Raw genomic sequence first — 11,866 nt, 5'->3', positions numbered from 1 at the left:
GTGCGCGACAACGGCTTCGTGGAGGTCCTCGGCGGTCTCGAGCCCGATCGAATCGTGGTCGCGGACGCAGACGAAATGGCGGAAGGCACGACGATACGGCCCGTAGAGGAGAAAGAACTCAAAGCGATGCGGGAGGAGCGACTGCGAAGCGCCGTCAAGCAGGAGGCACCGTGAAAGGGCCGTCGGGGTACGCCTCCTAAGAGCCATGAATCGCGGCAGCAAACTCGCTCCGGCTCTGATCGGTGCCTTCGTACTGCGTCCCGTGACAACGGCCATGATCACCACGGCCCTGGTCCTGTTTGGGTGCGTGGCCGTGCTGCGGATGCCCGTTGAGCTGCTTCCCAACCTATCCTACGCCAGCATCACGGTTCAGACGAGCTATCCGAATACCGTCCCGTCCGAGGTCGAGGAGCTGGTTACCCGGCCCATCGAGGAGGTGATCGGTGGCGTGCCCGGCGTCGTCTCGCTCGAGTCGGTCTCGCGCGAAGGACAGAGCGAGGTCGTGCTCGACTTTGCCTGGGGCACGCCCATCGGACGTGCAATGGCCGACGTGCGAGAGAAGCTCGACCGCGTGCGGCTGCCGATCGGCGCCGAGTCTCCGCTCGTGTTGCGTTACGACCCCGCCCAGGAGCCTATCCTGCGGCTGGCGCTGACGAGCGAGCAGCGAGGCGACGCATCGCAGCTTGCGGTTCTGCGCACCACGGCCGAGTACCAGGTCAAGCGCGCGCTGGAGAAGACCGAGGGTGTGGCCGCCGTGATCCTTCAGGGTGGCGACGAAGAGGAGATCCGGGTCGAGCTGAAGCCGGATCGCCTGGCCGCGCTGGGTGTTGCAGCGAGCGACGTCGTGCGTGCCATCAAAAGCGGCCACGTGAGTCGTCCGGGGGGCGTGGTCTGGGAGAACGACGATAGCTACTTGATCCGCACGGTGCATGAAGCGCGCAGCACGGAGGACCTCGGCGAGCTCATCGTGCGTGCCGAGGCAGGCGCCGAGCTGCTGCTCAAGCACCTGGCGCGCGTGTGGCGCGGGCCGGTCGAGCGAGAACAAGCCGTGTTGCTCGAGGGCCGCGAGAGCGTCGAGCTCAGCGTCTTTCGGGAGGGCGACGCCAACCTCGTTGCGACGGCGCAGCGGGTGGTGGCGCAGCTCGACTCGCTCGACCTGCCGCCTGGCCAGCGCCTGGTGGTGTTGAGCGATCGGTCGCTGTTCATCAGCGCCGCGATCGAGGAGGTCGTGAACAACGCGCTGCTCGGAGGACTGCTCGCTGTTTGCGTACTGCTGTTTTTTCTCCGAAACCTCAGAAGCACGCTGATCGTCGCGCTTGCGATCCCCGTGTCGCTGCTCGTCACGTTCGTGCCGCTACGCATGCTCGACGTGTCGCTCAACCTGATGAGCCTGGGCGGGCTGGCCCTGGGAGTCGGCATGCTGGTGGACAGCAGCATAGTCGTTTTGGAGGCCATCGCGCGCGAGCGGGAGCGCAGGCCCGGCGCTCGGCGCAGCCACTCGGCCGTGGCGGGCGCCTCGGAGGTTGGTGGTTCCGTGGTCACCTCGACGCTCACCACCGTGGCGGTCTTTCTCCCCATGGCGTTCGTCGAAGGCGTGGCGGGCCAGCTGGTGCGCGATCTCAGTCTCGCCGTCAGCATCAGCCTCGTGTCGGCGATGATGGTCAGCCTGAGCGTCGTCCCTGTGCTCGAGAGCCTGGGCGATTCCGTCGAAGAGCCCGAGACCGGCATTCAAAGCAAGACCGGGCGTTTGGCCGCGTGGATCGTGGCTCCCCTTGCTCTCTTGTGGAGGCTGATCCGCGTGGTGGTAGGGGTGGCTGCCATGGCGGCAGCCTGGCTGGCCCGTCCTTTCGCCTGGCTCTACGACCGAGCCGAGGCGCTGTACCCGCGGGTCTTGCCTCGGGCGCTCGAGCGCCGGGGGCTCGTGCTCGTGGTGGCGTTGGTAATCTGTGTGCTTGCCCTGCACGTTGCGGGCTCGCTGGGCCGCACGCTGATGCCCGACATCCATCAAGGCGAGTTCTACGTCGAGATTCGCCTGCCCCCGGGCACCTCGCTGGAGCGGACCGCGACCCTGACCCGGGCACTCGGCGGCGTCGTATCAGGCGACCCGCGCGTCGACCTGACATTTGCCCATATCGGGAGCATCACACGAGCCGGTTCCGCCGGCGGGGTGCTGCGCGGTCCTCATCTGGCCCAGCTCAGCGTGCGGCTGAAGCCCGCGACTTCGGCGGAATTCGAAGCCGTCGAAGACGAGCTTGTGTCGATGATGCAGCAGCGCGCCGATGCTGCCCGGGTCGAGCTTCGGGTAGGGCGGCCGGAGCTGCTGTCGTTCGAAGCCCTGCTCGAGGTGCAGGTGCTCGGCGAGCACCTTCCGAGCGCGATCGAGCACACCAAGGCGTTGACCAAGGGGCTCCGAGGGCTCGAGGCGCTTGCCGATGTTTCACCCGACCAAACCAGCGGGCGCCCCGAGGTCAGGGTCGAGTTCGACCGCCACCGCCTCGCGCTTCTCGGCTTCACGGTCGAGCAAGCCGCCGCGGCCCTGCAGCGAGCGATTCGAGGCGAGGTCGCGGGCGTGATGCACTTCGCGGACAAGCAGCTGGATATCCGCGTCCAGCTGCCCCGGACCGAGCGCGGCAACGTCGAGGACGTGGCGCGCATCCATCTTGGCATGGTCGACGACGCGCCGGTACGGCTCGGAAGCACGGCTGCGATCCAGGTGGCAACCAGTCCGAGCGAGGTGCGACGGATCGACGGCCGGCGCGGGCTTCGGATCCGTGCAGGCATCGAGGGCCAGGACCTCAACGCCGCTGCGAGCACGATCCAGGAGCTGCTGCAGACGCTCGAGGCTCCCGCGGGCGTGCAGTCGCTGCTTGCGGGACAGGCCGAGGAGATGACGCGCTCGCTACAGAGTCTGGCCGTGGCGGCCGCCCTCGCGTTGTTTCTGGTGTATGTCGTCATGGCCTCGGGCTTCGAGAGCCTGCACCATCCCTTCTTGATCATGTTCACGGTGCCGCTCGCGTTCGCAGGCGTCGTGTTCGCGAGTGCGCTGCTGGGCCATCCGATCTCGGCGATGGGTGCGATGGGTGCGATCATCTTGGGCGGGATCGCCGTCAACAATGCCATCGTGCTGATCGCGGCCGTCAACCAACGTCGCGGCAACGGCATGGACGTACACTCGGCCTTGGTCGAAGCCGCGCGCGTCCGCGTCCGGCCGATCCTGATGACCACCGCCACGACCGTGCTGGGATTGCTGCCCATGGCCGCCGGCCTGGGACAGGGCGCAGCGCTGCGACAGCCGCTCGCGGTCGCGGTGATCGGAGGCTTGCTGGTCGCCACCCCCCTGACGCTGTTCGTGGTTCCGTGCGTGTACGCGCTGCTGCCCGGCCGGACCCGCGAAGCGTGGCGAGCCGATCCGGTCACGAGCGGCAACACTGCTGGCGCGGCGTGGGATCAAGGCGTCGGGTCCTAAGGGCCCGCGGAAGAACAACTCATCCATTTCGCCGGTTCTGACCACCGCTGGCGAGGCGCGACCCAGGTTCCCATGACTTTATGCTGCTGCACCTCATGCGGCCGACTCAGCAAACGCCCTGAGCACGGCATCGGGACCCAGCACACGCGGATCGTCGATACGACCACGCCGCTTCAGCACCCAGAGCACAGGCTCGATGCGACGGCCGCTCAGGTCTGGACAGCGTCGGGCCTTGGCCTCGAGCTCGCCCAACGCACCTCGCGCCTCGCGAGCCGAACAGGTGAGCTTGACCTCGCCCACAAGCGCTCGCGACGGTTCGCCACTCGCCTGCGCTACCACGTCGAGCTCGATCTCGGTGCGATCATGGGCGCGTCCCCACCAACGACTCGCGGGATTCCACGTCGTGCCGTGAATACAGTCGCGCGCAACGCTCTGGCGAGCAAGATCCTCCCAGGCGGCGCCAAGAAACTGCGGCCACGCTCGTTGGATGCTCTGCATGACCTGCGGCGTTTGCCCTGCAGCGAGCCGAGAGCGGTTGGGCTCTACGAACCGGAAGTAGTAGCGAAGCAACGGGTCCGCCAAGCGGTAATAGGTTCGCTTGGTGTCTCGCAGCGAGCGCCCGAACGGAAGCTCTCGCGCCAAGAAGCCGAGGTCGATGAGATTGGCGAGCGTGCGCGCCAGCGAAGTTGCTGGCACCCCGAGGCGAGCGGCAAGCTCGGAGACGCGGCCACTGCCACCACCGACGAGCGCAAGCAGGGAGGCCGCGCGCGCGATGTCGCTCATGTCGTCCAGTAGCAGGCGCTGGGGCTCGCGATGCAGGGGGCCCTGGGGATCGAGCAGGAGCTCCTCCTGCGCATCCTGCGACGAGGCATAGTCCAGGGCCAGCTCCCAGTAGCGCGGCACGCCTCCCCACACCGCCCATTGCGATACGGCCTCGGCCGGGCTCGCGAGCCCAAACGCTCGCTGCAGCCAGCTGACGTCAAGCGGCTCGATGCGCAAGACCTCACGCGCTCGCCCATAAAGTGGCGCCGAGGCGTCGAGCACGAGTCCGTGCATCATGCGCTGGGACGAACCACACACCAGAAACTTGGGTCCCGAACCACCAAGGCCATCGAGTAGCTTCTGAAGCAAGCTCGGTAGCTCCGGTGAAGCACGTACCAGAGCTGGGAATTCGTCGAGGCAAAGGCATGTCCCGACAGGTGCCTCACGGACGAAGCGCTGCAGCAGCGACTGCCAGTCCGGGTAGCGCACCTCTTCGAAACCCGGCAGCACGCCGGCGATTTCCTCGGCCACCCCAGCGACGTGCAATGGAGAGTCGCGGTCGTCGCCAACAAAGTACGCGGACCTGCGACCTTCCAGTGCGCGCCGAACCAGCCGCGACTTGCCTACACGGCGGCGGCCGTAGACGCACACCAGCGCACCCTCGGTGGAGCCGAGGACCCGCTCGAGGCGCCGTAGCTCCGGCTCCCGGTTGAGAAAGTCGAGGCGCATCCGGGAAGAATTTATGCGGACAAGACATTATGTCAACACAACATTATGTTTGTGCATCATATTATTGTCTCCCCTCGGGGATGGGTGAAAACCCTCGCCTTCAGGCGAAGCCTGGCGAAGGCTTCAGGAGGCGTAGCCGAAGCGGACTGTCAGCGGCCGGACGCGGGCTTCACATACCGAACGCGGGCTTCACATACCAAACGCGGGCGCTTCCCAGCCCCAACCCGGATCGGGAGTCAATCCCAAATGGGCGAACACGGTTGCGGGTACCGCGACATGGCCGGGACCCTCGGCTACCTCTCCCTTGATGGCACCGCTGCTGCGGTTGATCATGGGAATGATCCGTTCGTCGTCGGACTGTCCACCGTGGCCCCCGGTGGGTGTGTGTCCGTGGTCCGACACTATCAAGATCATCCAATCTTCCGCCGCGGCGCGGGGACGATTGTTGACGGCATCTACGAATGCACCGATGTGAGCGTCGATCTCGGTGAGCTTGGAGCGGTACTGATCGCTGTTGGACCCGTGCGCGTGCCCGGCGCCATCCAGCTCGTCGAAATGCACGAACAGCACGATGGGGTCGGCGTTGTTGAGATGGTCGATCACCAGCCTGCGTACCTCGTTGTCGTCGGCGCCGATGGCTTCATGATTGGCATCGGTGACCATCCCGTCGTTGATGGGCCGCCAGTGCACGATCGAAGAACAAAAGAGGCCGGGCCGCACGCTGTGTAAGCGCCGGCAAAGCGGTAGGTGCTGGTCGAAGTTGTTGGCGACGAGGTGCAGGTTGCTCAACAAGCCGTGCTTGTCCGCCCAGACCCCTGTGTGGATGCTGGCCCAGCCCGGCCAAGAGGAGGTGCTTTGCTCGGTCTTTGTGCCCGGCACCCCGCCCGCAAAGGCGGTGTACGTGAATGCAGTGTTATCGGCGATCAGCGCATCCATCCTGGGAGTGTGTGCCCTTTTGATCTGATTGGAGCCGAGACCGTCCACACCAACGATCAAGACGTGCTTTTCGCTACCGCCGGCGCCGATTCCTGCGGTCCCGGCAACGCCCGTCCCGGCGCTGCCGGGGGATCCTGCAACCCCGGCGGCGCCCCAGGTTCCGCCGCTGCCCGCGGCGCCGGCGCCACCCGGCATGCCACCCGAGCCTGTTGGGCTCGCTCCGCCAAACCCCGGCGGCCCCGATCCACCGGTGCCCGAGCTGCCGCCCCCGCTGCCGGTGGTTGCGGCGGCGCCGGTTGCCGACGTGCCCGCGCCTCCAACAACGCCTGCTCCAGCCGCACCGCTGGAGACGCGACTGCCAGCGCCTACGCCGGCACTGGAGCAACCTTGTACAGCCGCTGTCGCAACCACAAGGCCCTTCACCACGCAACAAGCTCGGAAGCGCTTCACCATGTCGAAGCGGCACATGCAGGAGAACCTAGCCCAGGGCAGCTGCCACGCAAAATGCTCCCTTTTCGCACCAAGGAAGATGGCTGGGAGCCCCACGCTGCACAACGGTCCTGATTCCGTGATAACACAAAATTCGATCTATATAGAAACGATATTGATTTTCAATTTCTTGCTGCTAGACTGCATGTTGGAGGCTGTAGCCGATGCTTGTTTGCCATTGCCAGCGAGTTTCCGATCGCGTCGTGCGCCGTGCTGTGCGACGAGGAGCGATGACCTCGCGCGACGTCGCCCGCTCGTGCGGGGCCGGCGCGCGCTGCGGGGGCTGCAAGGTCCTCGTCCGGCAGATCATCGAAGCCGAATGCGCTCACTGCGCCTCCGGTCGGCCGTCGGGTCCAGGGCGCTAAGGGCCCGCCACAAGATAAACCTGCCTACCTCGCAGGCTCCAAACAGCGCTGGCTGTGTTGCTCCTGTGCGATCTGCATAGGTTGTTTCGTGGCGGGTCCCAAGGGCCGGCCCGTCCCAGAACAACTGGTCGAGACTGGAATGCTCGCTCGGGTGCCCGGCGCTGGTGGCGCGCTGCGCTTTTTTGGTGCGCTGGCCCGGCCACGATTGAAAGCTGCTTCGCAGGCACGTACCCTGCGGTCGCCCGTAACGCCCGGGCTGCGGGCGCGTACCGGGTAGGCACCGCTGGCCGCACGGATTACCCGCCCTGTCACGACAGCGGCGGGAGCATCATGCTTGGCAATCTCTCCAGGAACCTCGCGATCCTCGCCATCGCGGTGCTCGGCGTGGGCTGCGGGCCCGACCTGGGCCAATGCGACATGGCGCACGCGGTCAGGGTCATCTACGACGCCCAGGGAATGCCCTACCACGAGGGGCAGGCTATGGTTCACGAGTCCTGCGGCGGCGGAAATTTCTGTCATTCCGCTGCCCAGGCCGGGAAAAGCCGCCTGGGAGCTCCCGCCGGCCTGGACTTCGACGTCCGCACCCAGCCGCCCGGTGCGTCCCCCCTCGACGTGCAGCGCACACAGGCTGGAGCGGCTCGGGTGGGCGAATGGGCGAGGGCCATATGGGGCCAGGTCGAAGCCGACCTGATGCCTCCCCAGGGTGCTGGGCGAACGCCCCGGGCTCGAGGAGGCTGGCAGTCGGCGCAATGCCTCAGGCAGGAGCTGCCCGCGATCGAGACCCCGGAGGGCAAGCGCAAGCTGCGCAACTGGCTGGCTTGCGGTGCTCCCACGCTGATCACCCCGACGCTGATCGTTCCGCCCGTGTCTTGTCAGGGTGCGGGATTCGCAGCAGTCAACGCCATCCTGCAGAGCCGATGCAGCCAATGCCACGGCTCGGCCATGACGTCGGGCATGTTCGACCTCGAAGGCGACGATTGCACGGCATACCGCAAGCTGGTCGGCGCTGTGTCGACGAGCTTGAGCTGTGCGACGCGCATCTTGCTGGTTCCGGGTGATCCCGCCGCTTCGCTTCTGGTCGACAAGCTGCAGCCCTCCCCCGACTGTGGGGTGCGCATGCCCCTTGGCGGGGCTTTGCCTCAGGACCAGATCGATACCATTGCGGACTGGGTGCAAGCGGGGGCTCTTGCGCCGCCTGGATGCCCTCCCTAGCCCGCAGCGGTCACCAGCCTCCGGCCGCTGTATCGATTCGGAACCGCGTGATCGATTCGGAACCGCGTGATCGATTCGGAACCGCGTGCCCGATCCGCCCGCCCTAGCAGCCGCGTCCTCGTCCCGGCATCCTCCAGGCACCATCTTGTCGATGCCGCGCTGCGCGCGGTCGCGCTCGAGGCCTGCCCGGGAGAAACCCGGATCGGACTTCCGGCCGCGAGCCCTGGTCGACAGCTCGTGGTAGCTGTTGCTAGCCTGCCCGCGTCGCAGGCTCCAAACGCCGCTGGCTGTATTGCTCCTCCTCGAACTACCCGAAGCATTCCTCGTTGTCGCGCCTTGCCAGCGACGCCCGGTCCTCTGCGATCCGCACAGGCTACCGGGTGGCAGGCCTTAACGTGAAGCTGAGGCACGCGGCAGTGGCTGCCTTGGCGGCCGGGATCGTCTCCCAGCTGCTGAGCTACGTCGTGCTGTACCTCTCGCTGGGCGTTGCCAAGGAGCGTGCAGGCCCCAACGTCTCGGTCGAGCAGCTTCTGGGCACGTTCGCCGTGATCGGTCCGGCCATGTTCGCATCGAGCGCCACGCTGCTTGCCGTAGCGCTGCTGACGCCCATCGCGCGTGGCGTGAGGTTGCGCGATGCGTTGGCCCTGCGTTCCGCTCCGGTCGTGGTGCACCTGGCCGCAGCCGTCGGCACGCTCACGTTGGTGCCGAGTGCGGATCTCCTAATGACCTGGACAGCCCAGTGGGTGCCTGACGCCTGGAAGCTCGATTCGCTCCAGCGCCTGCATGAGCTGGCGCGCAGCCTACCCCTCGCCGGCGTGTGGTTGCTGCTTGCCCTGATGCCCGGGCTCGGCGAGGAGCTGCTTTTTCGCGGCGTCCTGCAGCAGGCGGCACGACGCGGGACCACCGCCATACTGGTTTCCGGGATCGGCTTCGCCCTGTTTCACGTAGACCTGCCGCATGCGGCCGGTGTTCTGCCCCTGGGCCTGTTCTTCGCATGGGTGGTGGAGCGTTGCGGCAGCGTTTGGGTAACCGTGACGGCCCATGTAATCAACAACTCCGTCTCGATCGCCGCCACACGAATCGCCGCGCTCGACATCGGCTACGGGACGGACAAGGAGATGCCCTGGCAGTGGGCTCCGTTTGGGCTGGTGCTCGCGGCGCTTTGCATGCTGGTCATCGCACGTGCCACGGGTCACCGAGCGCTGCCACGTTGGGCGCGCGCAGCAGGAGCGCAGCGACGAGAGCTCCGATAGATCTCCGATAGCTGGCGTCGATGATGACTCCGGTGCCCGAAGCGCGGATCGGCCACTGGCGCGAACACCTCGACCGGCCCAGCTCGAAGCTCGCGACCGATGCCGGCCGGGCGCTGGCCGGAAGGTCGCTTTCGTGTTTCCATGGCCCACCATGCTGGAGATCGACCTTCGTGGCAAGCGGGTGTTTGTGGCCGGCGTGGCCGACGATGCCGGGTTTGGGTTCGCCATTGCAAAGCACCTGTTCAGGGCTGGCGCATCGATTTGTGTGGGGACCTGGCCTCCTGCCTACGGCGTATTCACCAAACTGCTAAAACTGGGCAAGCTAGACTCCTCGCGCGCGCTTCCTGAGGGCGGCAGGCTGGAGTTCGAGCGCATCTATCCCCTCGACGCCATGTACGACCGCCTCGAGGATGTTCCGGACGATGTGAAGAGCGATCGTCGCTACCGGGCACACGCCGATTTCAGCATCGACGGCGTGGTCCAACGTCTCCAGGACGACTTCGGGCATCGGCCCGTGGATGTGCTCGTTCACAGTTTGGCCAACGCACCCGAAGTCAAGAAGCCTCTTGTGGAAACGAGCCGGCGCGGCTACCTGGACGCGCTCGGCGCCAGCGCCTATTCCTTCGTCTCCATGGCGCAGCGCTTCGCACCGCATTCGAGGCCCGGAGGATCGCTTCTGTGTATCAGCTTCATGGCCGCCCAGAGGGTGATTCCTGGCTACGGCGGCGGGATGTCCTCGGCCAAGGCGGCTCTCGAAGCCGATACCCGTGTGCTTGCCTACGAGCTGGGTCAGCGATTCGGGCTGCGTGTCAATTGCATCTCCGCCGGCCCATGGGCCTCGCGCGCCGCGAGCGCCACGGGCCTGATCGGCGCGATGGTCGACTACAACAGGCGCAACGCGCCCCTGCCCGAAGCGCTGACAGCCGACGAAATCGGTGCTGCCGCCGCCTTTCTGTCGAGCCCGCTCGCGGCCGGCATTACGGCTACGACGCTGTACGTCGACAAGGGTTTCCACAGCATGGGCATCGCCGCCGACGCCCTGCCGAAGAGCCATCGGCTCTGATCGTTTGGATCCGCGAAATGTGGACGAAAGCTACAGTGTTTGGGATTTTGATGGTGTCAAGATCGATAGGAACCACGCGCAACTAAAGGGTGCGACCTTCTGTGTATGGAACGACGTCTGGCACATGAAGCGTTATACCGAGATGGAGGTTCATGATCGCGTGCGACAACCCATGAAGGTTTTCAGCCAGAAGATGTGGGCTGCGGGCACGGAGCTCGACTACTCAACGTTCTGTGCGCTAATGGAGACCCTGGGCCAGGGGCCGGGTGCGCATTCTTGAGCCGCAGGACCCTGATGGGCTTCCGTCAGAGCGTAGCAGGCTGCCTTTTGCCAAGTATGAGGGGCTGGGCAACGACTTCGTGATCGTGGACGCTGCGGATTTGCCTGGCCCGATGAGCCCCCATCGGGCCCGGCGCCTGTGCAACAGGCACCGGGGGGTCGGCGCCGATGGCGTGCTGGTGGTGGCCAGGCGGGACGGGGCCGCGACCATGCGTGTGTTCAACAGCGACGGTTCGGTTCCGGAAGTATGCGGCAATGGCATTCGCTGCGTGTCGCTGCACCTGTACCGGCGTCATGGCTTCCGTGGCGAGTTCGACATCGATACGGATGCAGGCCCGCATCGCTGCCGCCTGCTCGACGCATGCGACGACGCGGCTCGGGTAGAAGTGCAGATGCGCTCGGCCTTGCTGCGCGTTACGTGGGTAAGACCACCGCAAGACCCCAAACACACGGCCGAACGCCCTGCGGAACGGAACGCGCCAGAGCTCGCCCCCGTGCTCGATCACGTGTTTTTCGTCGGCGGCACGAGCGTGCGGCTCAGTGCTATCTCGCTGGGCAACCCCCACGTGGTCACCTTCGATGCGCCTGAGCACCATCTAGCCAGCCTGGCGCCGCTCATATCGGAACACGCGCGTTTCGCCCATGCAGTGAACGTGGGATTCGCCAGCCCGCCGAGGGCAGGACGCATGAAGCTGCGCGTTTGGGAGCGGGGGGTGGGTTTCACTCAAGCCTGCGGAAGCGGCGCGTGTGCGGCCGCCGTTGCGGCCGTCGAAACCGGACGCGCGCGCCGCGGGGACGCTCTGCTGGTCGAGCTTCCCGGGGGCACGCTCGAAATCTGCGTGCGGGCGCCGAGCGACAGGATCCGGATGACGGGGCCCGCACGACACGTGTTCGACGGCAGCCTCATCGCTCCGGCGTGACCCGCAGAGCGCGGATCGCCGAGGCGTAGTCGCGCGCGCCGAAGATGGCGCTGCCGGCCACCAGCACGTCCGCCCCGGCCGCGATCACCTCAGGCGCCGTGTCGGGGCCTATGCCTCCGTCGACTTCGAGGTGAGCGCCGCCGCGCCTGCTATCGATCGTGGTGCGAAGCGCCGCGATCTTCGGCAGCACGGAAGGGATGAAGCGCTGCCCCCCGAAGCCAGGGTTCACGCTCATGACCAGGATCAGATCTGCGTCGTCCAGGACGTAGCGGATGCTGTCCTCCGAGGTGGCCGGGTTGAGTGAGACGCCGGCCTTCTTCCCCGCAGCCCTAATCGCCCGCAAGGTGCGATGCAGGTGCACGCTGGCTTCCTGGTGCACGGTGATGATGTCC

Annotated in this window: 10 protein-coding genes; 7 read left to right on the top strand and 3 right to left on the bottom strand. The window is 66.3% G+C overall.

Annotated elements, in window-relative coordinates:
• Nucleotides 1-205: 205 nt before the first annotated feature.
• Nucleotides 206-3,466, top strand: a complete 3,261-nt coding sequence (locus tag MJD61_17700; protein ID MCG8557097.1) for an efflux RND transporter permease subunit — start codon at nt 206-208, stop codon at nt 3,464-3,466.
• 93 nt (nt 3,467-3,559) lie between these two features.
• Here the strand turns inward: MJD61_17700 and MJD61_17695 are convergent, their stop codons facing one another.
• A complete protein-coding gene (locus MJD61_17695) occupies nt 3,560-4,957 on the bottom strand; it encodes an ATP-binding protein (protein ID MCG8557096.1) in 1,398 nt (465 codons plus the stop codon).
• Between the two features lie 189 nt (nt 4,958-5,146).
• Nucleotides 5,147-6,361 (bottom strand): alkaline phosphatase family protein, encoded by a 1,215-nt coding sequence (locus MJD61_17690; protein ID MCG8557095.1) that lies wholly within the window; start codon nt 6,359-6,361, stop codon nt 5,147-5,149.
• Nucleotides 6,362-6,546: 185 nt separating this feature from the next.
• Between MJD61_17690 and MJD61_17685 the strand changes: the two genes are divergently transcribed.
• From MJD61_17685 to dapF, 6 genes are all read left to right on the top strand, one after another.
• A complete protein-coding gene (locus MJD61_17685; GenBank protein MCG8557094.1) occupies nt 6,547-6,747 on the top strand; it encodes a (2Fe-2S)-binding protein in 201 nt (66 codons plus the stop codon).
• 330 nt (nt 6,748-7,077) lie between these two features.
• Nucleotides 7,078-7,959 (top strand): hypothetical protein, encoded by an 882-nt coding sequence (locus tag MJD61_17680; GenBank protein MCG8557093.1) that lies wholly within the window; start codon nt 7,078-7,080, stop codon nt 7,957-7,959.
• A 395-nt stretch (nt 7,960-8,354) separates the two neighbouring features.
• Complete coding sequence (locus MJD61_17675) at nt 8,355-9,212, top strand: CPBP family intramembrane metalloprotease (GenBank protein ID MCG8557092.1); 858 nt, start codon at nt 8,355-8,357, stop codon at nt 9,210-9,212.
• A gap of 151 nt (nt 9,213-9,363) precedes the next feature.
• Nucleotides 9,364-10,275, top strand: coding sequence for an enoyl-[acyl-carrier-protein] reductase (locus MJD61_17670; GenBank protein ID MCG8557091.1), 912 nt, complete (start codon nt 9,364-9,366; stop codon nt 10,273-10,275).
• 124 nt (nt 10,276-10,399) lie between these two features.
• A complete protein-coding gene (locus tag MJD61_17665; protein ID MCG8557090.1) occupies nt 10,400-10,555 on the top strand; it encodes a hypothetical protein in 156 nt (51 codons plus the stop codon).
• Complete coding sequence (dapF, locus tag MJD61_17660) at nt 10,542-11,474, top strand: diaminopimelate epimerase (protein ID MCG8557089.1); 933 nt, start codon at nt 10,542-10,544, stop codon at nt 11,472-11,474. Before MJD61_17665 ends, dapF begins: the two co-directional genes overlap by 14 nt.
• Here dapF and MJD61_17655 read toward each other — a convergent pair.
• Nucleotides 11,458-11,866, bottom strand: a 409-nt coding sequence (locus MJD61_17655; GenBank protein ID MCG8557088.1) for a ribulose-phosphate 3-epimerase, incomplete at its 5' end; no start/stop codon positions are given. The genes dapF and MJD61_17655 overlap by 17 nt on opposite strands.

This window comes from Pseudomonadota bacterium (genome assembly GCA_022361155.1).
GTDB lineage: Bacteria > Myxococcota_A > Polyangia > Polyangiales > JAKSBK01 > JAKSBK01.
Note: the sequence above shows the minus strand (reverse complement) of the source record. Positions and strands in the feature narration are given on the sequence as shown.